20 protein-coding genes are annotated in these 23,715 nt (G+C 71.8%); 10 read left to right on the plus strand and 10 right to left on the minus strand.

From position 1 onward, the window contains the following. The first annotated feature begins 89 nt into the window (after positions 1-89). Positions 90-1,226: an allantoicase gene (alc, locus tag AMK27_RS28365; protein ID WP_073913923.1), complete on the plus strand. Its 1,137-nt coding sequence runs from the start codon at positions 90-92 to the stop codon at positions 1,224-1,226. A 181-nt stretch (positions 1,227-1,407) separates the two neighbouring features. On the opposite strand, the gene pepN (AMK27_RS28370) is transcribed toward alc, so the two are convergent. The 3 genes from pepN (AMK27_RS28370) to AMK27_RS28380 all read right to left on the minus strand — a co-directional run bounded on the left by pepN (AMK27_RS28370) (position 1,408) and on the right by AMK27_RS28380 (position 5,810). Further along, positions 1,408-3,984 (minus strand): aminopeptidase N, encoded by a 2,577-nt coding sequence (gene pepN / locus AMK27_RS28370; protein ID WP_073913927.1) that lies wholly within the window; start codon positions 3,982-3,984, stop codon positions 1,408-1,410. 160 nt (positions 3,985-4,144) lie between these two features. Then, positions 4,145-5,164, minus strand: a complete 1,020-nt coding sequence (locus tag AMK27_RS28375; RefSeq protein ID WP_073913931.1) for an aspartate-semialdehyde dehydrogenase — start codon at positions 5,162-5,164, stop codon at positions 4,145-4,147. Between the two features lie 103 nt (positions 5,165-5,267). After that, on the minus strand, positions 5,268-5,810 hold the full coding sequence (locus tag AMK27_RS28380; protein WP_073913934.1) for a CGNR zinc finger domain-containing protein: 543 nt from the start codon (positions 5,808-5,810) through the stop codon (positions 5,268-5,270). A 136-nt stretch (positions 5,811-5,946) separates the two neighbouring features. Here AMK27_RS28380 and AMK27_RS28385 point away from each other — a divergent pair, with 136 nt between their 5' ends. The 5 genes from AMK27_RS28385 to AMK27_RS28405 all read left to right on the plus strand — a co-directional run bounded on the left by AMK27_RS28385 (position 5,947) and on the right by AMK27_RS28405 (position 9,874). Next, positions 5,947-6,402 (plus strand): VOC family protein, encoded by a 456-nt coding sequence (locus tag AMK27_RS28385; protein WP_073913939.1) that lies wholly within the window; start codon positions 5,947-5,949, stop codon positions 6,400-6,402. Between the two features lie 119 nt (positions 6,403-6,521). Next, on the plus strand, positions 6,522-7,403 hold the full coding sequence (locus AMK27_RS28390) for a pyridoxamine 5'-phosphate oxidase family protein (protein ID WP_073913943.1): 882 nt from the start codon (positions 6,522-6,524) through the stop codon (positions 7,401-7,403). A 78-nt stretch (positions 7,404-7,481) separates the two neighbouring features. Further along, complete coding sequence (locus tag AMK27_RS44385) at positions 7,482-8,117, plus strand: HPP family protein (RefSeq protein ID WP_073913946.1); 636 nt, start codon at positions 7,482-7,484, stop codon at positions 8,115-8,117. Between the two features lie 9 nt (positions 8,118-8,126). Further along, on the plus strand, positions 8,127-8,594 hold the full coding sequence (locus tag AMK27_RS28400) for an NUDIX hydrolase (RefSeq protein ID WP_073913949.1): 468 nt from the start codon (positions 8,127-8,129) through the stop codon (positions 8,592-8,594). Between the two features lie 134 nt (positions 8,595-8,728). After that, positions 8,729-9,874: a serine hydrolase domain-containing protein gene (locus AMK27_RS28405; RefSeq protein WP_073913953.1), complete on the plus strand. Its 1,146-nt coding sequence runs from the start codon at positions 8,729-8,731 to the stop codon at positions 9,872-9,874. Positions 9,875-9,878: 4 nt separating this feature from the next. Here AMK27_RS28405 and AMK27_RS28410 read toward each other — a convergent pair whose 3' ends face one another. Continuing rightward, positions 9,879-10,883, minus strand: a complete 1,005-nt coding sequence (locus tag AMK27_RS28410) for a hypothetical protein (protein WP_073913957.1) — start codon at positions 10,881-10,883, stop codon at positions 9,879-9,881. Between the two features lie 218 nt (positions 10,884-11,101). Further along, complete coding sequence (gene pepN / locus AMK27_RS28415) at positions 11,102-13,663, minus strand: aminopeptidase N (RefSeq protein WP_198955949.1); 2,562 nt, start codon at positions 13,661-13,663, stop codon at positions 11,102-11,104. 161 nt (positions 13,664-13,824) lie between these two features. Here pepN (AMK27_RS28415) and AMK27_RS28420 point away from each other — a divergent pair, with 161 nt between their 5' ends. After that, positions 13,825-14,460 (plus strand): mycothiol-dependent nitroreductase Rv2466c family protein, encoded by a 636-nt coding sequence (locus AMK27_RS28420; protein WP_073913965.1) that lies wholly within the window; start codon positions 13,825-13,827, stop codon positions 14,458-14,460. 157 nt (positions 14,461-14,617) lie between these two features. Here the strand turns inward: AMK27_RS28420 and AMK27_RS28425 are convergent, their stop codons facing one another. The 3 genes from AMK27_RS28425 to AMK27_RS28435 all read right to left on the minus strand — a co-directional run bounded on the left by AMK27_RS28425 (position 14,618) and on the right by AMK27_RS28435 (position 18,399). After that, on the minus strand, positions 14,618-15,262 hold the full coding sequence (locus AMK27_RS28425; protein WP_073913969.1) for a superoxide dismutase: 645 nt from the start codon (positions 15,260-15,262) through the stop codon (positions 14,618-14,620). A gap of 227 nt (positions 15,263-15,489) precedes the next feature. Beyond that, entirely contained in the window at positions 15,490-16,908 is a 1,419-nt protein-coding gene (locus AMK27_RS28430) for an amino acid permease (protein WP_073913973.1), read from the minus strand. Between the two features lie 117 nt (positions 16,909-17,025). Next, positions 17,026-18,399 (minus strand): amino acid permease, encoded by a 1,374-nt coding sequence (locus tag AMK27_RS28435; RefSeq protein ID WP_073913977.1) that lies wholly within the window; start codon positions 18,397-18,399, stop codon positions 17,026-17,028. A gap of 254 nt (positions 18,400-18,653) precedes the next feature. Between AMK27_RS28435 and AMK27_RS28440 the strand changes: the two genes are divergently transcribed. Continuing rightward, positions 18,654-19,265 carry a biotin transporter BioY gene (locus tag AMK27_RS28440; protein WP_073913980.1) on the plus strand — a complete coding sequence of 204 codons (612 nt, stop codon included), beginning with the start codon at positions 18,654-18,656 and terminating at the stop codon, positions 19,263-19,265. Positions 19,266-19,359: 94 nt separating this feature from the next. On the opposite strand, the gene AMK27_RS28445 is transcribed toward AMK27_RS28440, so the two are convergent. After that, positions 19,360-20,820 (minus strand): amino acid permease, encoded by a 1,461-nt coding sequence (locus tag AMK27_RS28445; RefSeq protein WP_073913985.1) that lies wholly within the window; start codon positions 20,818-20,820, stop codon positions 19,360-19,362. A gap of 196 nt (positions 20,821-21,016) precedes the next feature. On the opposite strand from AMK27_RS28445, the gene AMK27_RS28450 reads away from it, so the two are divergent. Beyond that, on the plus strand, positions 21,017-21,511 hold the full coding sequence (locus AMK27_RS28450) for a ribose-5-phosphate isomerase (protein ID WP_073913990.1): 495 nt from the start codon (positions 21,017-21,019) through the stop codon (positions 21,509-21,511). Then, on the plus strand, positions 21,511-22,320 hold the full coding sequence (locus AMK27_RS28455; protein ID WP_073913995.1) for an Fpg/Nei family DNA glycosylase: 810 nt from the start codon (positions 21,511-21,513) through the stop codon (positions 22,318-22,320). The genes AMK27_RS28450 and AMK27_RS28455 overlap by 1 nt, the downstream gene beginning before the upstream one ends. Positions 22,321-22,473: 153 nt before the next feature. On the opposite strand, the gene AMK27_RS28460 is transcribed toward AMK27_RS28455, so the two are convergent. Next, positions 22,474-23,703 (minus strand): GNAT family N-acetyltransferase, encoded by a 1,230-nt coding sequence (locus AMK27_RS28460; RefSeq protein WP_073914000.1) that lies wholly within the window; start codon positions 23,701-23,703, stop codon positions 22,474-22,476. Positions 23,704-23,715 lie beyond the last annotated feature (12 nt).

A 23,715-nucleotide genomic window follows, 5' to 3' on the forward strand; every position in this document is an offset into this window, starting at 1 on the left:
CCGTGCCCCGGAACCGTTCAGCAGAACTGAACACGCCCATCGAAAACATTCGATGGACCCACCAGGTCCCCGGGGCGCACAGTCGACGCATGACCTTCGAGACGAGCCAGGACCAGGACCCGCACGCCAACGACGCCGCCCCGTACTCCGGCGGCGACCCGTACGCCGACTACCGGACCGGTGACTTCCCGTTCACCGAGCTGGTCGACCTCGCCGACCGCCGTCTCGGCGCCGGCGTCGTCGCCGCGAACGACGAGTTCTTCGCCGAGCGGGAGAACCTCCTCGTCCGTGAGCGCGCCGTCTTCGACCCCGAGCACTTCGGCCACAAGGGCAAGATCATGGACGGCTGGGAGACCCGCCGCCGCCGCGGCGCCGACGCCGAGAACGTCTTCCCCGCCCCCGAGGACCACGACTGGGCGATCGTCCGGCTCGGCGCCCCCGGAGTGATCCGCGGGATCATCGTCGACACCGCCCACTTCCGCGGCAACTACCCGCAGCGCGTGAGCATCCAGGCCACCTCGGTGGAGGGCTCGCCGAGCCCCGCGGAGCTCCTGGACGCCAAGTGGGAGGAGCTCGTCCCGGAGACCCCCGTCCGGGGCCACGCCGAGAACGGCTTCACCGTCACCGCCGAGCGCCGCTGGACCCACCTGCGGGTCTGCCAGCACCCCGACGGCGGCATCGCCCGCCTCCGCGTCCACGGCGAGGTCGTGCCCGACCCCGAGTGGCTGGAGCTGCTCGGCACCCTCGACCTGATCTCCGTGCTCAACGGCGGTTCGTACGAGGACGCCTCCGACAAGTTCTACTCCTCGCCGACCCAGATCATCCTGCCGGGCACCTCCCGCAAGATGGACGACGGCTGGGAGAACCGGCGCCGCCGGGTGCGCGGCACCAACGACTGGGTGCGCTTCCGGCTCGCCGCGCAGGGCGCCGTCCGCGCCGTCGAGATCGACACCGCCTACCTCAAGGGCAACTCGGCGGGCTGGATCGCCCTCCAGGGGCGCAACGGCGATCCCTCGGGAGGCGCAGAGTGGTTCGAGATCATCCCCCGCACCAAGCTCCAGCCCGACACCCTGCACCGCTTCAAGCTCCCCGCCCAGGCCGTCGTCACCCACGTCCGCCTCGACGCCTTCCCCGACGGCGGCGTCGCCCGGATGCGCCTCCACGGGGCGCTGACGGAGCAGGGCGCGGCCGATCTGCGCGCCCGCTTCACGGCGCTCGGCGGCTGAGCACGGCCGACGCCCCTCCCGTACTTCCGCCCGGCGGCGCGGCAGCGCGCCGACGCCCGCCCGCCGGGCGGACCTCACGTCCGGTCCTCCACGATCCGCACGCGTCGGACCGTCGGAGCGCCGATACGCCGAAGGGCCCCGGACCGACCTGGTCCGGGGCCCTTCCCTCGCTACGGGTGCGCTACTTCGCCGCCGCCGCGTCCGCCGCCCGGGCCCGGAGCGCGCGCTCCACGCCCGCGCGGCTCTCCGTCACCAGACGGCGCAGCGCCGGGGCCGGGTTGTGCTCGGCGATCCAGGCGTCCGTCGCGTCCAGGGTCTCCTGCGAGACCTGGAGGCTGGGGTAGAGGCCGACCACGATCTGCTGGACGATCTCGTGGCTGCGGGTCTCCGAGACACCCTTGATCGACGCGAAGTACTTCGCCGTGTACGGGGCGAGCAGCTCGCGCTGGTCGGCCTGCACGAAGCCGCCGATGACGGCCTCCTGCACGGCGTTCGCCAGCTTGTCGTCCTCGACGACCGAGGCCCAGGCCTCCGCCTTCGCCGCCTCCGTCGGACGGGCCGCGCGCGCGGTGGCCGCGTGGCGCTCGCCCGCCGCGGTGCGGTCGCGCTCCAGCTCGGCGGCGATCTCCGGCTCGTCGTAGACGCCGGTGGCCGCGAGCCGCTGGACGAACGCCCAGCGCAGCTCGGTGTCGACCGCCAGGCCCTCGATCGTCTCGCGGCCCTCCAGGAGGGCCGCGAGCAGGTCCAGCTGCTGCGGGGTGCGGGCGGTCGCCGCGAAGGCGCGCGCCCAGGCCAGCTGGTGGTCGCTCGCGGGCGCGGACGCCTGGAGGTGCGCGAGGGTGGCCTCGGTCCAGCGGGCCAGCCCGGCCTCGCGCCACTCCGGCGCCGCGTACATCTCCAGGGCGGCCTTGACCTGGCCCTGCAGCGACTGGACCACGCCGATGTCGGACTCCTTGGCGACGCCGGAGAGCACGAGCTCCAGGTAGTCGCGGGTGGCCAGCTCGCCGTCGCGGGTCATGTCCCAGGCCGAGGCCCAGCTCAGGGCGCGCGGCAGCGACTCGGCGAAGTCGCCGAGGTGCGCGGTGACGTTCTTCAGCGACACCTCGTCGAGGCGGACCTTGGCGTACGACAGGTCGTCGTCGTTGAGCAGGACGACCGCCGGGCGGGCCTTGCCCACGAGCTGCGGGACGGCGGTCAGCTCGGCGGCCTCGATGTCGAGTTCGAGGCGCTCGGTGCGGACCAGCTTGCCGGCCGCGTCGAGGTCGTAGAAGCCGATCGCGATCCGGTGCGGGCGCAGGACGGCCTCGCCCTTGGCGCCGGCGGGGAGCGCGGGCGCCTCCTGCTTGACGGCGAAGGAGGTGATCGAGCCGTTCTCGTCGGTCTCGATCTCCGGGCGGAGGATGTTGATGCCGGCCGTCTCCAGCCATGCCTTCGACCAGGTCTTCAGGTCGCGGCCGGAGGTCTCCTCCAGGGCGCCGAGGAGGTCGGAGAGGCGGGTGTTGCCGAAGGCGTGGGCCTGGAAGTAGGCCTGGACGCCCTTGAAGAACTCGTCCTGGCCGACGTAGGAGACGAGCTGCTTCAGGACCGAGGCGCCCTTGGCGTACGTGATCCCGTCGAAGTTGACGAGCACGTCCTCCAGGTCGTTGATCTCGGCCATGATCGGGTGCGTGGACGGCAGCTGGTCCTGGCGGTAGGCCCAGGTCTTCTCCGCGTTGGCGAAGGTCGTCCAGGCGTTGGGCCAGCGGGTGCCCGCCACCGAGGCCTGGCAGGCGACGGAGGTGTAGGTGGCGAACGACTCGTTCAGCCAGAGGTCGTTCCACCACTCCATCGTCACGAGGTCGCCGAACCACATGTGGGCGAGCTCGTGCAGGATGGTCTCGGCGCGCCGCTCGTACGCCGCGTCCGTCACCTTCGAGCGGAAGACGTACTGGTCGCGGATGGTGACCGCGCCCGCGTTCTCCATCGCGCCCGCGTTGAACTCCGGCACGAAGAGCTGGTCGTACTTCGCGAACGGGTAGTCGTACGCGAACTTCTCCTGGAACCAGTCGAAGCCCTGGCGCGTGACGTCGAAGATGTGGTCCGCGTCGAGGAACTCGGCGAGCGACGGACGGCAGTAGATGCCGAGCGGGACGCTCTGCCCGTCCTTCTCGTACGAGGAGTGCACCGAGTGGTACGGGCCCACGATCAGCGCGGTGATGTACGTGGAGATCCGCGGCGTCGGCTCGAAGACCCAGAGGTCGTCCTTGGGCTCCGGGGTCGGCGAGTTGGAGATGACCTTCCAGCCCGTCGGCGCCTTCACGGTGAACTGGAAGGTCGCCTTGAGGTCGGGCTGCTCGAACGAGGCGAAGACGCGACGCGCGTCCGGCACCTCGAACTGCGTGTACAGATAGGCCTGGTCGTCGACCGGGTCGACGAAGCGGTGCAGACCCTCGCCGGTGTTGGTGTACGCGCAGTCGGCGACGACCTTCAGCTCGTTGCGGCCCGCGACGAGGTGGGCCAGCGCGATCCGCGAGTCGCGGAAGACGGCGGCGACGTCCAGCGAGTGGCCGTTCAGCACGACCTCGTGGACGGCGGGGGCGACGAGGTCGATGAAGGTGGAGGCACCGGCCTCGGCGGAATCGAAGCGGACGGTGGTGACGGACCGGTAGGTGCCGCCCTCCTGCGCACCGGAGAGGTCCAGTTCGACCTCGTACGCGTCCACGGTGAGCAGCGCTGCCCGCTGCTGAGCCTCTTCACGGGTCAGGTTTGTGCCAGGCACCCGGTCAACTCCTCGGTTTTGTGATGTTTGGCCCATCCTTCCACGGGGTGTGTCGGCAGTGCACGAGACATTTCCCAGGGCGAACACGGGAGCGTCCCCGGGCGCACGCGTGAGGGCGGCCACCCGCCTCCGGATGGCCGCCCTCGTACCGCTTCAGGTGTCAGGCGCCCGTGAGCTCGGCCGCGACCAGCTCCGCGATCTGCACGGCGTTCAGCGCCGCGCCCTTGCGCAGGTTGTCGTTGGAGAGGAAGAGCGCGAGACCGTTGTCGACGGTCTCGTCCACCCGGATGCGGCCCACGTACGAGGCGTCCTTGCCGGCCGCCTGGAGCGGGGTCGGGATCTCGGAGAGCTCGACGCCCTCGGCGTCCTTGAGCAGCTCGTAGGCGCGCTCGACGCTGATCGGGCGGTCGAAGCGGACGTTCACCTGGAGGGAGTGGCCGGAGAAGACCGGGACGCGCACGCAGGTGCCGGAGACCTTGAGGCCGGGGATCTCCAGGATCTTGCGGGACTCGTTGCGGAGCTTCTGCTCCTCGTCGGTCTCGAAGGAGCCGTCGTCGACGAGGGAGCCGGCGAGCGGGACCACGTTGAACGCGATCGGGCGCTTGTAGACGGCGGGCTCGGGGAACGCGACGGCCTCGCCGTCGAAGGCCAGCTGGTCGGCGGTCTCGGCCACGGCGCACGCCTGGGTGCGGAGCTCGGCGACGCCGGCCACGCCCGAGCCGGAGACGGCCTGGTAGGTGGTGGCGATCAGCCCGGTGAGGCCGGCCTCCTGGTGGAGGGGCTTGAGGACCGGCATCGCGGCCATCGTGGTGCAGTTCGGGTTGGCGATGATGCCCTTGGGGCGGTCCTTGATCGCGTGCGCGTTGACCTCGGAGACCACCAGCGGGACCTCGGGGTCGCCGCGCCAGGCGGAGGAGTTGTCGATCACAACGGCGCCCTGGGAGGCGACCTTCTCGGCGAGGGCGCGGGAGGTGGCGCCGCCGGCGGAGAAGAGGACGATGTCCAGGCCGGTGTAGTCGGCGGTGGAGGCGTCCTCGACCGTGACGCCGTCCACGACGGTGCCGGCGGAGCGGGCGGAGGCGAAGAGCCGCAGCTCGTCGAGGGGGAAGCTCCGCTCGGCCAGGATGCTGCGCATGACTGTGCCGACCTGACCGGTGGCTCCGACGATTCCGACCTTCACGGGGACTCCTCCGTACGTATGTGCAGGTTGCTGCCGGTCCATGATGCGTATGTCCCGGGTCGCCTTGTCCAATCCATTGTCCAAGGGACGGGACGGAAGAGGGTCAGCTCTCCTTCGTGCGGGCGTAGTGGCGGGAGGCCTTGGCCCGGTTGCCGCAGACGGCCATCGAGCACCAGCGGCGGGTGCCGTTCCGCGAGGTGTCGAAGAAGTGCAGGATGCAGGCCTCGTGGGCGCAGGCCCGGATCCGGTCGGGGGCGGTGCGCAGCAGGTCGAGGTAGTCGCGGGCGGCGGTCCAGCCGGGGCCCCAGGCGGGGTCCGCGAACTCGGGTCGCTCACCGGGGCCCTCGGCGGTGAGCGTGGCCCGGATGCGGCCGTGGCCGAGGACGGTGTCGACGCGGGCGGTGGCGGCGGGGTCGCCGGGGCGGTCGACGAGCGCGGTGAGGGCGTCCCGGGCGGTGAGGGTGTGGCGCAGGGTGGTGGCGTCGGCGGTGAACCGCTCGTCGAGCCCGTTGGCGGCGAGCCAGACGGCGAGCCCGTCGACCCCGGCGAGCAGGTCCTGCCGGACGCCCTCGTCGTTCCAGCGGGTGTTGAGCAGATCGAGGGAGACGGGCTCGCCGACGAGCGGCCGTGGGTCGATCGCGGTCATGACGGGAACCCTCCTCGGTGAACTAACCCCTCAAGAGTACGTGAGCGGTTGACGTTCCTCGCGTATAACCTTTAAAGTCAAATTGAAAGGTTAGCCCCAGGAGGGGCCGGCCACCTCCGCGACGGACGGATCCGCCATGACCGCGATCGGCACGCTCACCACCCACCACGTCGGCCTCAACGTCACCGACCTGGACCGCTCCCTCACCTTCTACGGAGAGGTCCTCGGCTTCGAGACGCTCGGCGAGGGCGAGGAGGGGGACAGCCGCTTCGCCTTCCTCGGCCGGGACGGCAGCCTGGTCCTCACCCTCTGGCAGCAGGCGGGCGAGGCCTACGCGCCGGGCCGCGCGGGCCTCCACCACCTCGCCTTCGAGGCCGAGTCCCTCGACCACGTCCGCGCCGCCGAGGCCGCGCTGCTCGCCCGGGGCGCGACCTTCGCGTACGAGGGCGTGGTGGCCCACCGCGAGGGCGCGGCCTCGGGCGGCATCTTCTTCCACGACCCGGACGGCACCCGCCTGGAGATCTCGGTCCCGAAGGGCGCGGAGGGCGCGGAAGCCCCCAGCGAAACGGCCCCGACCTGCGGCTTCTTCTAACAGATACCAGGTTGTGGGCAATCGTTCCGTAGGGCGGAACGGGTGGGCACAACCATGAACGCGCCCCCGCGCCAGGGGCCGGACCCGCACCCCCAGCGACCCGCACCCCGGAGGACCCCGTGACCGCCTACCACCAGGGCTCGATCAACGTCCAGGCCCGCGTGGGCGTCCAGGACCTGGCCGCCCACATCGCCCCCTCCATCCGTCCCGGCATCCGCCCCGTCGCCGCCGCCTTCCTGGAGGCCCAGCCGATGCTGATGATCGGCGCGGCGGACCGGGGCGGCCACGTCTGGGCGAGCCTCCTCACCGGCGCGCCCGGCTTCACCCGCGCCACCGGCCCGCACACCGTCTCCGTCGCCGGCGGCGTCCCCGCGTACGACCCGCTCGCCGAGGCGATCACCCCCGACGGCACCCCGGTCGGCACCCTCGCCCTCGACCCCCGCACCCGCCGCCGCATGCGCCTCAACGGCACCGCCCGCCCCAGCGCGCGCGGCTTCACGATCGAGGCCGAGCAGGTCTTCTCCAACTGCCCCAAGTACCTCCAGAAGAGGGAGTGGTACGGCTCCGATCCCACCGCCCCCGGGACCGGCGCCGTCCGGTACGGCGCGGAGCTCACCCCCGCCCAACTGCGCCGGGTCCGGGCGGCGGACACCTTCTTCGTGGCCAGCGTCGCGTCCGACGGGGTCGACACCAGCCATCGCGGGGGCAACCCCGGGTTCGTCCGGGCCGACGCGCCCCGGGAGCTCAGCTGGCGCGACTACCCGGGCAACGCGATGTTCCTGACCCTGGGGAACCTCGAGTCGGACGGCCGCGCGGGGCTGCTCTTCCTCGACTGGGAGACCGGGGCGACCCTGCAGCTCAGCGGCCTCGCCCACACCGAGTACGGCCCCGAGGGGCGCGTCACCCGCTTCCGCGTCGAGCACACGGCCGAGACCCCGGCCGGCAGCCCGCTGCGCTGGTCGCCGCCGGAGTACTCCCCGGCCAACCCGGCCGCGGCCTGACGACGGCCGGCCCGCCCGCACCGCTCCCGTACGCCCACGCCCGTGCCCACCCGCCGACCCCACCCCGAGGACCGCTCCGTGACCACCACCCCGGCCCCCGACACCACCCTGCCCACGAGCCCCGGCTCCGGCCCCGGCTCCGGCTCCGGCTCCGTCTCCGGCTCGGCCCCCGCCCCCGCGACGGCCGTCGCCGGAACCGCCCCCTCCGCGGTTCCGGCGGCCGCCGCCGCACCCCGGCGCCCCGGCCCGCCCCCGCGCCCCCGGCCCCGCGTCCTCCTCCTCTCCACCGCCGGAAGCGTCGCCGCGCTGCTGCTGCTCGTCGTCGTCGGGACCGTGCTCGACCGGCCCCTGCTCATCCCGCCGCTCGCCGCGAGCATGGCCCTGGTCGCCGGCGCGCCCGATCTGCCGCTGTCCCAGCCGCGCTCGGTCCTCGGCGGCCAGCTGCTCTCCGCCCTCACCGGCTTCGCCGTCCTGACCGTGGCCGGGCCGGGACTCTGGAGCGCCGCCGTCGCGGGAGGCCTCGCCCTGGGCGTCATGTCGCTGGCCCGCACCCCGCACTCGCCCGCCGCCGCCACCGCCGTGATCGTCGCCCTCGCGGCCCCGCCCTTCTGGTCGTTTCTCGGCCTTCTCGCGCTCGCCTGCCTCCTCCTCGTCGCCGTCGGTCTCGGAGCCGCCCGCGCCACCGGCCGGACGTACCCCGCGTACTGGTTCTAACCTCCTTCCATGCAGAAGGACTTGAGAGTGGCGGCCTACGCCGTGTGCGTACGGGACGGGCAGGTGCTGCTGGCCCGCTGGGTGGCGGGCGACGGCACCAGGCGCTGGACGCTGCCGGGCGGCGGCATGGACCACGGGGAGGAGCCCGTGGACACCGTGGTCCGCGAGGTGGAGGAGGAGACGGGGTATCTCGCCGAGCCCACCGCCCTCCTCGGCATCGACTCCATCCGCCGCGGCTGGCTGCGCCGCCTCGGGAGGCCCGGCGACTTCCAGGGCCTGCGGATCGTCTACGAGGCCCGGATCACCGGCGGCGCGCTGCGCAACGAGACCGACGGTTCCACCGACCTCGCCGCCTGGCACCCGCTCGACGCCGTGCCCGGACTGGCCCGCGTCGGCCTGGTCGACATCGGCCTCGACCTGTGGCGCGAGCGGCCCCCGGTCGGCCGCTCCCGGCTCGCCGACCCGTCGGGCAGCTGAGCACCGACCGCCCGGTCGAGGATCGGCCGAAAACCGCTCAACCGGCGCACACCCGCTCAACCGTCCCGCAGCCCTCGAAGTCCTCCCCGCCGACCGCGGCACACGCGCCGCAGCAGAGTCCCAGGGGAGCCCGCATGCCAGCCGTACGCACGACCCGCACCGTCCTCGCCGCCGTCCTGGTCGCCGGACTCACCGGCACGGCACTCGCCACCCCGGCCCTGGCGGCGGACGCGCCCGCGGCCTCCGACCACACCGCCACCCGGGCGGCGCTCCAGGCCGCCGTCGACGCCGGTGTGCCCGGGGCCGTGGCCCAGGCCCGGGACGGCCGGGGCGCCTGGACCGGCACCGCGGGGGAGCGCCGGGGGAACGACCGCTACCGCGTCGGCTCCATCACCAAGACCTTCGTCGCCACCGTCCTCCTCCAGCTCCAGGCGGAGGGCCGGCTCGACCTCGACGACCCGGTCGAGAAGTGGCTGCCCGGAGTCGTCCGGGGCAACGGCCACGACGGCCGCAGGATCACCGTCCGCCAGCTGCTCAACCACACCAGCGGCGTCTACAGCGTCACCTCCGACCCCGGCTTCCAGGAGAAGATCTTCGGCCCCGGCTTCCTGGAGCACCGCTACGACCGCTGGACCCCGCGCCAGCTCGTCGACATCGCGATGACCCACGCGCCGGACTTCGCCCCCGGCACCGACTGGAACTACTCCAACACCAACTACGTCCTCGCCGGGATGGTCATCGAGAAGGTCACCGGCCGCCCCTACGGCAAGGCCGTCGAGAACCGCATCATCAAGCCGCTCAAGCTCCGCGCCACGAGCGTCCCCGGCACCGACGTGCGGATGCCGAAGCCGAGCTCCCCCGCCTATTCCACGCTCTCCGAGGCCCCGGACGCACCGGTCCACGACGTCAGCCGGCTGAGCCCCACCATCGCCTACGCCGCCGGCGAGATGATCTCCGACTCCAACGACCTGCAGACCTTCTACCGCGCCCTGCTCAAGGGCCGGCTGCTCCCCAGGGCCGAGATGAAGGAGATGACCACCACCGTCGCGGTGTCCCCCGAGCTCCCCGGCGTGGGATACGGACTCGGGCTCATGAGGCAGAAGCTCAGCTGCGGCAAGGAGATCTGGGGTCACGGCGGCGGCATCCACGGTTCCTCCTCCGAGGCCCAGGCCACCCGTGACGGCGGGCACTCCCTCGCGCTGAACTTCAACGCCGACTGGACGGGCGACAGCGGCAGCGTCCTGGAGGCCGAGTTCTGCGGCGTCACGCCCCCGCGCTGACCCCTCACCGCGGCAGGACGACGACATACGCGGCAGGCGGCCGGTCGGGCGCGGCCATCAGGGCCGTACGCACCACGGTGGCCTGCTGCTCCATCGCCTCGCGCAGCTTGCGCGGGGTGAGGTGGACGACCGTGATGCCGAGCCGCTCCAGGTGCTCCCGCTTGCGGGTGTACTCGGACCACAGCGCGTCCTCGTCCTGCCGCGGCGCCCGGGTGTCCAGCTCGACGGCGACGGCCTGGTCGGGCCAGTAGGCGTCCACCCCGCCCAGGTGCGGGCCGCCCGGCAGCCGCAGGTCCACGTTCCACACCGGGTCCGGCAGGGCGAACTCCCGCACCATCTCGTACAGCCGCTCCTCGGAGAGCGAGCGCCCCTCGGCGAGCAGCGCGTCCACCGCGTCCACTACGTGCGGCCGGGTGAGGAGCCGGGCCTGGTTCAACTCGCGCACCACCGCACCCGGTTCGCAGTGGCCACCGCGTACCGCCTCGGTGAGCAGCCGGCGTACGGCCTCCGCGTCCGAGAGCCCGGACACCGCGTCGGCGACGGCGCGGGCGACCGGGGCGACGGGCACGCCCGTCAGCTCCACCGGCTCAGGGGACTCCAGGGCGCGCACCACCCGCACCCAGCCGGTGGAACGCAGCCGCCGGGTCCGGGGGACCAGGACGTCGATCCGCTCCAGGGCGGTGAGCGGGGGAGCGGCGGAGAAGCGGTGCAGGGCCAGTGCGGCGAGTCCGGTGATCATCGGGTCGGGGCCCTGCTGGGGCACGGCCCCGGTCCTGCGGGCGTAGAGCAGCGCGGCGTGGAGCCGGTCCTCGCTGGTGGGCTGCCCCGGCTGGAGCAGGAAGACGCCGGGGAGGAGCTGCTGCCAGGCCCCCGGCCGGCAGTGCGCGGCGACCTCGCCGGCGGGAATGCCCTGGGCCCTCAACTGGTCGGCGGACGCCAGGCGTTGCGCCTGGCCGGTGTGGGGGGAGAGGGGGAGGGGGCGGGGGGTGATGGGGGTGTTGTGGTTCATGCCGGGGGTCTTCCGCTCCCGAAGGCCGCCCTAACCCCTGTTACACGCTCGTCGACAATTAGGGACAACCCCGTCCTAAAGTACGCGCGTTCGAGTGCCGATGAGGGGCGCGCCCCGATCCGCTTCGACCTGGCCCGGTCCGTCCGGGCCGTGCCCGGAAAGCCCGGTGGGGGCCGCGGACCGAAGTCCGCGACCCCCACCGCCGCCGGCCGGGGGCGTCAGCCCGCCAGGCGGTCGCAGTCCTGCGCCCGCAGCGCCCGCGCCAGGTCGTCCCGCGACTCCAGGACCAGCCGGCGCAGGGCCGGGGCGGCCGACTCGTGCGCCGACAGCCAGGTGTCCGTCGCGGCCAGCGTCGCCTCGTCGTCCTGGAGCCCCGGGAACAGGCCCCGGACGACGTCCATGCCGATCTGGATCGACCGCTCGGCCCACAGCCGCTCGATCACCGCGAAGTACTTCTCCGCGTAGGGGGCGATCAGTTCGCGCTGCGAGGGCTGGACGAAGCCCGCGATGGTCGCCTCGACGAGCGCGTTCGACAGGGTGTCCGACTCGACGACCTGGGCCCAGGCCTGCGCCTTGACGGCGGCCGAGGGCCGCGAGGCCAGCAGCCGGACCTGGTGGCGCTTGCCCGTCGCCGTGTCGTCCCGGGTCAGCTCCTCGCCGATCCGCGCCTCGTCCGCGCGGCCGTGCGCGGCGAGCGGCGAGAGCAGCGACCAGCGCAGCTCCTGGTCGACGTCGAGCCCGTCGATCTTCGCCGCGCCGTCGAGCAGCCCTTCGAGGAGCTGGAAGTCGGCCTCGGACGAGGCCGTCGCGGCGAAGAACCGCGCCCAGGTCAGCTGGTGCTCGCTGCCCGGCTCGGCGACCCGCAGCTCGCGCAGCGCGCCCTCGGCGAGCAGCCGCCCGCCCTCCTCGCGCCACGCGGGAGCCGCGTAGTGGGTGACCGCGGACTTGCCCCAGGCGTGCACCATCTGCAGGACGCCGATGTCGGTCTCGCGGCCCGCGAAGGCGAGCACGACGGAGACGAAGTCCCGGGCGGGCATCAGGGCGTCGCGGGTCTGGTTCCACAGCGCCGACCAGCACAGGGCGCGGGCCAGCGGGTCGGTGATGTTGCCGAGGTGCGCGCGCAGGGTGGCGAGCGAGTCCTCGTCGAAGCGGACCTTGCAGTAGGTGAGGTCGTCGTCGTTGACGAGGACCAGGTCGGGCTTCGCCTCGCCCTCCAGGTCGGCGACGACGGTCCGGGCCCCGGTGATGTCGGCCTCGGCGCGCGCGTACCGGGTGAGCTGCCCGTCCGTGAGCCGGTAGAGGCCGACCGCGGCCCGGTGGGGGCGCAGCTCGTCGCCCTCCTGGAGGACCGCGAGCTCGGTGATCCGGCCCTCGGCGTCGTGGCTGACGGCCGGCGTCAGGGTGTTCACGCCGGAGGTCTGGAGCCAGGACTTCGCCCAGGCCTTCATGTCACGGCCCGAGGTCTCCTCCAGGATGGTGAGGAGGTCCGTGAGCCGGGTGTTCCCGTACGCGTGGCGCTTGAAGTAGCGGCGCGCACCCTCCAGGAACGCGTCCCGGCCGGCGTACGCGACGAGCTGCTTGAGCACCGACGCGCCCTTGGCGTAGGTGATGCCGTCGAAGTTGAGCTTGGCGTCCTCCAGGTCACGGATGTCGGCCGTGATCGGGTGCGTGGACGGCAGCTGGTCGGCGCGGTACGCCCAGGCCTTGCGGTTGTTGGCGAAGGTCACCCAGCTGTTGGTGAAGCGGGTCGCCTCGGCGAGCGAGAACGAGCCCATGAAGTCCGCGAAGGACTCCTTCAGCCACAGGTCGTCCCACCACACCATGGTGACGAGGTCGCCGAACCACATGTGCGCCATCTCGTGCAGGATGACGTTCGCCCGGCGCTCGTACGCCGCCTGCGTGACCTTGCCCCGGTAGATGTACTCCTCGCGGAAGGTCACCATGCCCGGGTTCTCCATCGCGCCGAGGTTGTACTCGGGGACGAAGGCCTGGTCGTACTTCCCGAAGGGGTACGGGTAGTCGAAGTTGTCGTGGAAGAAGTCGAAGCCCTGCTTGGTGACCAGGAAGACGTCGTCCGCGTCGAAGTGCCGGGCGAGCCCCTTGCGGCACATCGCGCCGAGCGGGATCTCCAGCTCGGTCCCGTCGGCCAGCGTCCGCGTGTAGCGGTCCGTGACGTAGTGGTACGGGCCCGCCACGACACAGCTGATGTACGTGGAGATCGGCGCCGTCTCGGCGAACCGCCACACGCCCTCGGCGTCCTGCTCGCCCGCGCCGTTCGACCAGACCGTCCAGCCCTCGGGCGCGGTCACCGCGAAGAGGTGCGGGGCCTTGAGGTCGGGCTGCTCGAAGGTGGCGTACACCCGGCGGGCGTCGGCCGGCTCGTACTGCGTGTAGAGGTAGACCTCGCCGTCCTCCGGGTCGACGAAGCGGTGCATGCCCTCGCCGGTCCGGCTGTAGGCGCACTGCGCGTCCACCACGAGGACGTTCTCGTCGGCGAGCCCGTCGAGCGCGATCCGGGAGCCGTCGAAGACGGCCTCGGGGTCGAGGGAGCGCCCGTTGAGGGTGACCGCGGTCACGGCCGGGGCGATCAGATCCACGAACGTGCTCGTGCCCTCGCCGGTGCGACGGAAGCGGATCGTCGTCTCCGAGCGGAAGGTGCGCACGGCGTCGGCCGAGTCGCCGACCGCCGAGCGCAGGTCGAGGACGACCTCGTACCCGTCGACGGACAGCAGCGCCGCCCGCTCGTGGGCCTCGTCGCGGGACAGATTCTCACCGGGCACGGTCACTCCTTCGTGGCACGTTCGAAACAGCACCGATCTTCCCATGTGCGGCTGTCACCCGGGACACGGGAATGCCACCGCGCGTCCGGGGGTTCCCTCCTTTCGGCGCACCACCGTCTTCTTTCCGCCTTTCTTCCCCCACGGCCGTACCGAGGAGTGACATGTCCGAGAGCAGGACCACCGCCGACTTCTACTTCGACCCGCTGTGCCCCTGGGCCTGGATGACCTCCCGCTGGATGCTGGAGGTGGAGCAGGTCCGCCCGGTCGACGTGCGGTGGAAGGTCATGAGCCTGGCCGTGCTCAACGAGAACCGTCTCGACGAGGTCCCCGCCGAGTACCGCGAGATGCTGGAGACCAAGGCCTGGGGCCCGGTCCGCGTCGTGATCGCCGCCCAGCAGCTGCACGGCGACGAGGTCGTCGGCAAGCTCTACACCGCGCTCGGCACCCGCTTCCACAACAACGGCGAGGGCCCGACCCGCGAGGCGATCGCCGGTGCCCTGGCCGACGCCGGCCTGCCCGAGGACCTCGTCGAGTACGCCGACAAGGACACCTACGACGCGGAGCTGCGCGCCTCCCACACCGAGGGCATAGCGAAGGTCGGCCAGGACGTCGGCACCCCGGTCATCGCGGTGCCGGGCGCGGACGGTGACGAGGTCGCCTTCTTCGGTCCCGTCGTCACCCCGACCCCGCGCGGCGAGGCGGCGGCCCGGCTCTGGGACGGCACCCTGCTCGTGGCGTCGACGCCGGGCTTCTACGAGATCAAGCGCACCCGGACGGCGGACCCCAGCTTCACGTAGTCCGCAGCTTCACGTAGTCCGCGTGGCCGCTCCGGCGTATGGAAGAACCCCCGTGATTCACGTCATCACGGGGGTTCTTCTTTCATCCGCCCGCACGTGAAGGTTGAGAAGACGATCACGAGTGGGACGTCGGAGGGAGCCCGCCGGGCTCCGGTCCTCAGAAGGAGATCAGCGGCACGGAGGCCTTGGCGGCGTGGTAGCGCTTGCTGACGTCCTGCCAGTTGACGACCTGCCACATGGCCTCGATGAAGTCCACCTTCTGGTTCTTGTACTGCAGGTAGAAGGCGTGCTCCCAGGCGTCGAAGACCAGGACCGGGACGGAGCCCTGACCGACGTTGCCCTGGTGGTCGTAGACCTGCTCGACGATCAGGCGGCCGCTGATCGGCTCGTACGCGAGGACGCCCCAGCCGGAGCCCTGGGTGGTCGCGGAGGCCTTGGTCAGCTGCGCCTTGAACTTGGCGAAGGAGCCGAAGGACTCGGTGATCGCGTCCGCGAGGTCACCGACGCCGTCCGCGGCCAGTGGCTCGCCGCCGCCCCCGTCCTTCGGGCTGTTCATGTTGTTCCAGTAGATGGAGTGCAGGATGTGGCCGGAGAGGTGGAAGGCCAGGTTCTTCTCCAGGCCGTTGATCGAGCCCCACTGGTCCTTGTCGCGCGCCTCCTCCAGCTGCTCCAGCGTGTCGTTCGCGCCCTTGACGTACGCGGCGTGGTGCTTGTCGTGGTGCAGCTCGATGATCTGCGGATTGATCACCGGCTCCAGCGCCGCGTAGTCGTACGGCAGCTCCGGAAGTGTGTAGATCGCCATGACCGAGCCCTTCGACTGACCTCTTATTGCAACCTGTATGCAAGTGCAGGCTAACAGTAGGTGCTACTCGTAGGTGATCAGCCCTTGGTCCTAAGTCGGTCCTGGTCCTCTGGTTCGTTCGTCCTGCTTCCGCGTGCTCCGCCGAACGGGCCAACGCGTCCGGAGGCAGCGCCGCGCCCCGCCGAGCGGGAGCTCGACGGGGCGCGGTGGGACGGGGCGGGGCAGGCTCAGGACTCCTGGGCGACCGGCCCCCGCAGCTTCTGCCGCGCGAAGCCGACGGCGGCGAGCAGCAGCGTCAGGCCGCCCGTCCAGTACAGCTGCACCCGCGTGCCCTCCTCGCGGGCCATCAGGACGAAGATCGCCGCCATGCCGGCGAGCGCCACCCAGGTCAGCACCGGGAAGGCCCACATGCGCACGACCAGCTTCTCCGGCGCCTCGCGCTCGGTGCGGCGGCGCAGCACCAGCTGGGAGGCGGCGATGAAGAACCAGACGACCAGGATGATCGCGCCGATCGTGTTGAGCAGCCAGACGAAGATGTCGTCCGGGCGCCAGTAGCTGAGCAGCACGCAGGCGAAGCCGAAGACGGAGGAGACGAGCACCGCCGGGCGGGGGACCCCGCCGAAGGTGCGGCCCAGCGCCTTCGGGCCCTGGCCGCGCGAGACGAGCGAACCTGCCATGCGGGAGGCGCCGTAGATGTTGGCGTTCATCGCCGACAGCAGGGCGACGAGCACGACGACGTTCATGATCTGGCCGGCCGCCGGGATGCCCAGGTGGTCGAGGGTCGCGACGTACGGGCCCTTCTCGACGACGGCCTTGTCGCCCCACGGGACGAGCGTGACGATGACCGCCATCGACCCGATGTAGAAGAGCGCGATCCGCCACATCGCCGTACGGACCGCCTTGGCGACGCCCTGCACCGGGTGCTCCGACTCGGCCGCCGCGATGGTGACCGTCTCCAGGCCGCCGTACGCGAAGACGGAGGCGAGCAGGCCCACGATCAGACCCTCGGAGCCGTGCGGGAAGAAGCCGCCGTCGCCGGTGAGGTTCGTGGTGCCGGGGGAGTCCGTGCCGGGCAGGACGCCGACGATCGCGAGGACGCCGATGCCGAGGAAGAGGACGATCGCGCCGACCTTGAGCGCGGCGAACCAGAACTCGAACTCGCCGAAGTTCTTCACGGCCGCGAGGTTGGTGACGCAGAAGACCAGCATGAAGAGGGCGACCCAGGCCCACTCGGGGCTGTCCGGGAACCAGCCGGTCATGATCTTCGCGGCGCCGATGCCCTCCAGGCCGACCGCGACGCAGAGCAGGAACCAGAAGGCCCAGCCGGCGGTGAAGCCCGCCCAGGGGCCGAGGGCCCGCTCGGCGTGGACGGAGAACGAGCCGGAGGCCGGGTTCGCCGCGGACATCTCGCCGAGCATGCGCATCACCAGCATCACCAGGATGCCGGAGATCGCGTAGGCGATCACGATCGAGGGCCCGGCGGCGGCGATACCGGCGCCGGAGCCCACGAAGAGCCCGGCGCCGATGACGCCGCCGAGGGCGATCATCGAGAGATGGCGCTGCTTGAGGCCGTGACCGAGGCCATCGGCGGTCGCCGTCGCGCCGTCCTTGCGGTCGGCCGGCGCGGGCGCGGTGGTCCGAGACATGGGCGAGCCCTGTTCACTAGCTGAGACGGGGGAGGGAGCCCACAGTCTGTGGGCCACCACCGCTCACAGGGAACGGATGTCCGCTATACGGGCACGACCTTCACACAAGGTGAAGATCTAACCCCGCTTCGTACGCAGTTCCCGGGCCCAGGCCACCAGCAGTACCGCCCCGGTCGCCGCCCCCGACCACAGCACCTGCGGCCGGGCCGAGTCGTCGAAGAGCATCAGGACCAGCACCGCGCCCATCGCGGCGAGCGCCACCCAGGTCAGCCACGGGAAGCCCCACATCCGCAGCGTCAGCGTCTTCGGGGCCTCCCGCTCGATCCGGCGCCGCAGCCGCAGCTGCGAGACCGCGATCAGCGCCCAGACGAAGAGCAGGACCGCGCCGACGGCGTTGAGCATGTAGAGGAAGACGGAGTCCGGCCACTTCAGATTCAGCAGCACGGAGACGAAGCCGAAGGCCACCGAGGCCAGCACCGCCCGCCGCGGCACCCCTCCGCCGGACACCCGCAGCAGCCCCTTGGGGGCCTCGCCGCGCTCGGCCAGCGAGAACACCATCCGCGAGGAGCCGTACAGGTTCGCGTTGAGCGCCGAGAGCAGCGCCACGAACACCACGATGTTCATGATCTGGCCCGCCGCCGGCACCCCGATCGCGTCCAGGACGGCGACGTACGGCGACTCGCCCGGCTCCATCGAGGTCCAGGGCAGCAGCGTCACGATGACCAGCATCGAGCCCACGTAGAAGAGGAGGATCCGCCAGACCGCGCTGCGCACCGCCCGGGCCACGTTCCGCGCCGGGTCGTCGGACTCGGCCGCCGCGATCGTGACGACCTCGAGACCGCCGAAGGCGAAGACGACGGCGAGGACCCCGGAGATCACTCCCGACCAGCCGTTGGGCAGGAAACCGCCCTGCCCGGTCAGGTTCGCCAGCCCCACCGGATCCGTGTCCGGCAGCCAGCCGACGATCGCCAGCGTGCCGAGGATCAGGAAGAGGACGATCGCGCCGACCTTGAGCGCGGCGAACCAGAACTCGAACTCGCCGAAGTTCTTCACCGCCGCGAGGTTGGCCACGGTGAACACGACCATGAAGATCAGCACCCAGCCCCACTGCGGGACCCCCGGCACCCAGCCGTTCGCGATCCGCGCCGCGCCCGTGGCCTCCACGGCGAGGACGACGACGAGCAGGAACCAGTACAGCCAGCCGACCGAGAAGCCGGCCCACCGGCCGAGCGCACGCTCGGCGTGCACCGAGAAGGCCCCCGACGCGGGCATCGCCGCCGACATCTCGCCCAGCATCCGCATGACCAGCATCGCGAGCGCGCCGGCGATCAGATACGAGACCACGATGCCGGGTCCGGCCACGGCGATGCCCGCGCCGGAGCCGACGAAGAGCCCGGCGCCGATCACACCGCCGAGGCCCAGCATCGTCAGATGACGCTGCTTCAGACCGTGGGAGAGGGGCTCCGGTTCGGAGGCGAGGGAGTCGTGCATGTGGGGGCTCGTGCTCTCTGACGGTTTATGGAGACCCCACAGTCTCTCCAGTGAACGACCCCTGGCGCAAAAGGGACCTCCATGCAGGACTTCCCAGTGACAAGCGTCACGTGGCGAGACGTGTGATCGACGCGGTTTGTTCGATCTCCACGAAGCACGCGACCGTCGCTTTGTCGGCGGCTGACGGTGATCGAGCGTTCACTCCTGGCATACCGTCAAGGCGTCCCGCCCACCCTCACCCCCGCGGAGTACCGATGAGCACCGCCACCGCCCCCGTCCGTCCCCTCCGTGCGGGGACCGTCCTCGCCGACCTGCTGCCCGCGAGCGGGAGCGTGGCCGCGAGCCGCGCCCGCGACATCGCGCTGGTCGTCGGCGGCGCCGCCCTCACCGGCCTCGCCGCCCAGCTCTCCGTCCCGGTCCCCGGCTCGCCGGTCCCGGTCTCCGGCCAGACCTTCGCCGCCCTGCTCGTCGGCACGGCCCTCGGTGCCCGCCGCGGCTTCCTCGCCCTGGCCCTGTACGCGGTCGCCGGCATGGCGGGCGTGCCGTGGTTCGCGCAGGCCACCTCGGGCTACGCCATGCCGTCCTTCGGCTACGTCCTCGGCATGCTGCTCGCCTCGACCGTCGTCGGCGCCCTCGCCCGCCGGGGCGCGGACCGCTCGGTGCTCCGCACGGCCGGCGCGATGGTGCTGGGCTCCGCGGTCGTCTACGCGGTCGGCGTGCCCTACCTGGCGCTCGCCACCGGCATGACCCTCGGCCAGGCCGTCGCGGCGGGCCTCACCCCGTTCCTCATCGGCGACGCCCTCAAGGCTGCCCTCGCCATGGGCGTCCTGCCGACCGCGTGGAAGCTGCTCGACCGCAAGGGCTGAGCCGCCACCCCGTCCGTACGGGACCCCGGCGCACAGGAAGAGGGCCCGTCGTTCCCCGAGGAACGACGGGCCCTCTCGCGTGGGTGCCCCGGCGCTAGACGCGCTCGGAGAGCTCCGGGGCGGCCTCCGCCGAGGCCTTCGTGAACCGCTCCTTGACCAGGGCGATCACGATCACGAGCGCGGCCACGAGGAGCGAGAGGACGACCTGCTCACGCGCGCTGCCGCCGTCGTAGATCATGTAGCCGAGGACGAAGACGATCATGCCGATCGTCGCCCAGGTCAGGTACGGGAAGAGCCACATCCTCACGACGAGCTTCTCCGGCGTCTCGCGCAGGATGATGCCGCGCATCCGCAGCTGGGTCACGCAGATGACCAGCCAGACGAAGAGCGCCACCGCACCGGAGGAGTTCAGCAGGAACGCGAAGACGGTGTCCGGCCACTTGTAGTTGAAGAAGACCGCGACGAAGCCGAAGACGACCGAGCCGAGGATCGCCGCCACCGGCACGCCCCGCTTGTTGACCTTGGCGAAGGCCTTGGGCGCGTCACCGCGCCGGCCGAGCGAGAAGGCCATGCGGGAGGCGGTGTAGAGGCCCGAGTTCAGGCAGGAGAGCACGGCGGTGAGGACGATCACGTTCATGATCTGACCGGCGTGCGCGATGCCGATGGAGTCGAGGGCGGCGACGTACGAGCCCTTCTCCGTGATCGACTTGTCGTTCCACGGCAGCAGGGTCAGGACGACGAAGATCGAGCCCAGGTAGAAGACGCCGATGCGCCAGATGACGCTGTTGGTGGCCTTGGTGACGGCGCGCTGCGGGTCCTCGGACTCGCCGGCGGCCAGGGTGACGATCTCGCTGCCCATGAAGGAGAAGACGACCATCAGCACACCGGTGAGGATCGCCCCCGCGCCCATCGGGAAGAAGCCCCCGCTGTCGGTGAGGTGCGCGAATCCGGCGCCCGGGTTGTCCGAGCCGGGCAGCACGCCGAAGACGGCGAGCATGCCGATGACGACGAACGCGCCGATCGCGACGACCTTGATGCCCGCGAACCAGAACTCGAACTCGCCGTACGAGGCGACGGAGCCGAGGTTGGTGGCGGTGAGCACCACCATCACGATGAGCGCCCAGCCCCACTGCGGCACGGCGGGGATCCAGCTCTCCAGGATCTTGGCGCCCGCGGTCGCCTCGACGGCGAGCACGACGACCCAGAAGAACCAGTAGAGCCAGCCGATGCTGAAGCCGGCCCAGCGGCCGAGCGCGCGGTCGGCGTAGGCGGAGAAGGAGCCGGAGGACGGCCGGGCGGCGGCCATCTCGCCGAGCATCCGCATCACGAAGACGACCATGGCGCCGACGAGAGCGTACGAGAGCAGGATCGCGGGACCGGCGGCGGCGATGCCGGAGCCGGAGCCGACGAAGAGACCGGCACCGATGACGCCGCCGATGGCGATCATCGACAGGTGGCGGTTCTTGAGACCGGCCTTGAGACCGTCGGAGGAGTCCGGTGTCCCGGGGGTACCGGTCTCCTCGCCGTCCTTCGTCAGGGTCGGTTGCGTGTTCATGGACGCTTCCTTGCGTGTGGGGGTCGCTCGGATCGCGAGCCCGTGCATTGAACACCGGGAACGGGTCTGATCGGAAGACCTCATTCCGGATCGTTGTGTGGACCACTTCGCGAGAGTCGAAGGTCCGTACCAGGGCGGATGAAGGTCCCGACCCCGCTGCCTGCTACCCGGCCCCGGACATGCCACACTCGGTTTCATGCGCGTCTACATCGGTTCCGACCACGCCGGCTTTGAACTCAAGAACCACCTCGTCGAGTGGCTCACGGCACACGGCCACGAGCCCGTCGACTGCGGTCCCCACATCTACGACGCCCTCGACGACTACCCGCCGTTCTGCCTGCGCGCCGCCGAGAAGACGGCCGCGGACCCGGACAGCCTGGGCATCGTCATCGGCGGCTCGGGCAACGGTGAGCAGATCGCCGCGAACAAGGTGAAGGGGGTGCGCGCCGCCCTCGCCTGGAGCGAGCAGACCGCCGCCCTCGGCCGCGAGCACAACAACGCCAACGTGATCTCCGTCGGCGGCCGGATGCACACGCAGGAAGAGGCGACCAAGTTCGTCGAGATCTTCCTCAGCACCCCGTACTCCGGTGACGAGCGTCACACCCGCCGGATCGACATGCTCACCGCCTACGAGAACACCGGCGAGCTCCCCCCGATCCCGGCCCACCACCCGCAGGAGCCGACCGCCTGATGCCCGAGGGGCACACGATCCACCGACTGGCCGCCGACCACCGGGAACGGTTCGGCGGCCGGTCCGTGCGGGTGACCAGCCCGCAGGGCAAGTTCACGGACTCCGCCGCGCTGCTCGACGGCACCGTGCTCGACACCACCGAGGCCCACGGCAAGCACCTCTTCCTCGGCTTCACCGGCATGGGCTGGGTCCACATCCACCTGGGCCTCTTCGGCAAGGTGGCCTTCGGGGACGCCCCGGCCCCGCCGCCCACCGACACGGTCCGGCTGCGCCTCGCGAACCCCGAGTCGTACGTCGACCTCCGCGGCCCCACCACCTGCGCGCTGATCACCGACGCCGAGAAGCGGGCGATACACGACCGCCTCGGCCCCGACCCGCTCCGCGACGGCGACGACCCCGACCGGGCCTGGCGCCGCGTCGCGAAGTCCCGCACCACGATCGCCGCGCTGCTCATGGACCAGAAGGTCATCGCCGGCGTCGGCAACGTCTACCGCGCCGAGGTCCTCTTCCGGCACGGCATCGACCCCTACCGCGCGGGCAAGGACCTGACGCGCCGGGAATGGGACGCCCTCTGGACCGACCTGGTCGCGCTCATGCGCGAGGGCGTCCGCCTGAACCGCATCGACACGGTCCGCCCCGAGCACACCCCCGAGGCGATGGGCCGCCCGCCGCGCGTGGACGACCACGGCGGCGAGGTCTACGTCTACCGCCGCGCCCACCTGCCCTGCCACCTCTGCGCCACGGAGATCCGCACGGCGGACCTCGCGGCCCGCAACCTCTTCTGGTGCCCGGGCTGCCAGCAGCACTGAACGCTGCCGCCGGACTTCCGTCCGCCCCGCGGGCGAGGACGGGAGACCGCGGACAGGGCCCGGCGGGCGCGCCCCGCCGGAACCCCCGCGGGACAGCCCCGCCGGAAGCCGTACGGGGCGGCCGCGGCTAGAACCCGTGCGGGGCGGCCATGGCTAGAACCCGTGCGGCAGCCACGGCGCGACCGGCGACCCGAAGGCGACGGACGCCTCCACCAGCGCCCCCTCCCGCAGCTCCCGCACCCGACCGGCACCCGCCAGCGACGCCAGCGAGATCCCGCCCAGATAGGCCGCGCCCAACTCCTTGACGGACAGCGTCAGATCAGCCGGATCCGAGGTACGGACACAGGTCGCGCCCTTCTGGTCCCCGACCAGCCGCCACCGCCCCTCGTTCCACGGACAGAACGCGTCCTCCACCTCGAACACCACGTCCACCGGCGCCTGGTACGTCCGCGCCTCCAGCGCCGCCCCGACCTCCACCAGCCGCAGATGCAGCGCGTCCCGCAGATGCGGCGCGCAGCGCCGGATGTCGCTCACCAGGTGCTGCCAGCCGTCGTCCACCGGCCGGCTGAGGATCCGTACCTCCGAGGTCAGGTCCACCGAGCAGAGGAACCGCCACAGCGACGCCTCCGCCGCCGGGTCGAGACCGAACAGCCGGTGCACGATCACCGCCCCCGCCGACCCCGTGAACGACCAGTCGGGCTTGATCGCGTAATGGGCGTACCCCACGACCTCCCCGTCCCGCTCGGCGAGCACGCAGAGCCGCGGCGACGCACCCTCCCGGTCGCCCGCCGGGTCGAGCAGCGCGAGGCGCTCCCAGCCGGGCATCGAGGCGAGCATCCCCGGCCTGCTGGGCACGAGACGCGCGTACACGGCCTCGCACGCCGCCGCGGACTCGGTGGGATCGGCCAGCCGCAGCCGCACCTCGTCCGTGCCCTCCGGCACCGTGAGCCGCACCCGCGTCGTGTCGATCGTCGCCCGCGCCGTGTACGCGGTGACGCCGTACCCGAACCGCCCGTAGATCTCCGGCTCCGAGGCCGTGAGCACCGCGATCGACTCGCCCGCCGCCCGCAGGTCGTCCAGCTGCCGCCGCATCATCGACGTCAGGATCCCGCGCCGCCGGTGCGTGCCGGCCACGCTCACCATCGTCACCCCGCCGACCGGGACCGACGCCCCTCCCGGCACCGTCAGCCGGAACGAGAACGCCCCCGCCGTACCGACACACAGGTCACCGTCCCAAACCCCCAGAGAACGGTCGAACTCGGTCAGGTCGCGCCACAGCTGTCGCTCCTCCGGCGACTCGGGCACACCCCCGAAGGCGAGTTCGAGGACCCCGTACCAGCGGTCCCACTCGGTCGGGTCGAGAACCCGCAGTTCAGTAGTCATATGCCATCGATA

It is taken from the genome of Streptomyces sp. CB02009 (assembly GCF_001905825.1).
Lineage (GTDB): Bacteria > Actinomycetota > Actinomycetes > Streptomycetales > Streptomycetaceae > Streptomyces.

Bases quoted from the DNA above. Each gene is read 5' to 3' on its own strand.
- alc (WP_073913923.1), top strand. From the start codon at position 90: ATGACCTTCGAGACGAGCCAGGACCAGGACCCGCACGCCAACGACGCC.
- AMK27_RS28380 (WP_073913934.1), bottom strand. From the start codon at position 5,810: ATGACCGCGATCGACCCACGGCCGCTCGTCGGCGAGCCCGTCTCCCTC.
- AMK27_RS28385 (WP_073913939.1), top strand. From the start codon at position 5,947: ATGACCGCGATCGGCACGCTCACCACCCACCACGTCGGCCTCAACGTC.
- AMK27_RS28400 (WP_073913949.1), top strand. From the start codon at position 8,127: ATGCAGAAGGACTTGAGAGTGGCGGCCTACGCCGTGTGCGTACGGGAC.
- AMK27_RS28405 (WP_073913953.1), top strand. From the start codon at position 8,729: ATGCCAGCCGTACGCACGACCCGCACCGTCCTCGCCGCCGTCCTGGTC.
- AMK27_RS28410 (WP_073913957.1), bottom strand. From the start codon at position 10,883: ATGAACCACAACACCCCCATCACCCCCCGCCCCCTCCCCCTCTCCCCC.
- AMK27_RS28420 (WP_073913965.1), top strand. From the start codon at position 13,825: ATGTCCGAGAGCAGGACCACCGCCGACTTCTACTTCGACCCGCTGTGC.
- AMK27_RS28425 (WP_073913969.1), bottom strand. From the start codon at position 15,262: ATGGCGATCTACACACTTCCGGAGCTGCCGTACGACTACGCGGCGCTG.
- AMK27_RS28430 (WP_073913973.1), bottom strand. From the start codon at position 16,908: ATGTCTCGGACCACCGCGCCCGCGCCGGCCGACCGCAAGGACGGCGCG.
- AMK27_RS28435 (WP_073913977.1), bottom strand. From the start codon at position 18,399: ATGCACGACTCCCTCGCCTCCGAACCGGAGCCCCTCTCCCACGGTCTG.
- AMK27_RS28440 (WP_073913980.1), top strand. From the start codon at position 18,654: ATGAGCACCGCCACCGCCCCCGTCCGTCCCCTCCGTGCGGGGACCGTC.
- AMK27_RS28445 (WP_073913985.1), bottom strand. From the start codon at position 20,820: ATGAACACGCAACCGACCCTGACGAAGGACGGCGAGGAGACCGGTACC.
- AMK27_RS28450 (WP_073913990.1), top strand. From the start codon at position 21,017: ATGCGCGTCTACATCGGTTCCGACCACGCCGGCTTTGAACTCAAGAAC.
- AMK27_RS28455 (WP_073913995.1), top strand. From the start codon at position 21,511: ATGCCCGAGGGGCACACGATCCACCGACTGGCCGCCGACCACCGGGAA.
- AMK27_RS28460 (WP_073914000.1), bottom strand. From the start codon at position 23,703: ATGACTACTGAACTGCGGGTTCTCGACCCGACCGAGTGGGACCGCTGG.